This window comes from Shewanella sp. TB7-MNA-CIBAN-0143 (genome assembly GCF_040310065.1).
Classification (GTDB): domain Bacteria; phylum Pseudomonadota; class Gammaproteobacteria; order Enterobacterales; family Shewanellaceae; genus Shewanella.
In genome coordinates this window covers 1-252 of the sequence record NZ_JBEOPL010000127.1, presented here as the reverse complement: position 1 = coordinate 252, position 252 = coordinate 1, and the positions used below count along the sequence as shown (strand labels likewise).

Below are 252 nucleotides of genomic sequence, written 5' to 3'. Positions count from 1 at the left end.
CGTTAACGACGCACGTATAATTACCGAACAGCAAGGTGCAAGTCCTGACAAATGGGCTGATGTAAAAAAACGCCTACCGCTATTAATTAAAAAGCGCTATTACCGTAAAACTCGCTACGGTTATGCCCGAGGCGATGTAGCTGTTAAATATGTCGATAATATTCGTCGCTATTACGATGCACTTGTTTGGCTAGATGAAAATGATGCTATTGCTGCAGAGCCTGAGCCAGAACCAATTACAGAGTTGAGCAC

1 pseudogene is annotated in these 252 nt (G+C 43.3%); it reads left to right on the top strand.

Annotation, left to right across the window (positions count from 1 at the left end):
* A pseudogene (locus AAEY97_RS21390) lies at nucleotides 1-252 on the top strand (membrane-bound lytic murein transglycosylase MltF); the annotation flags it as partial.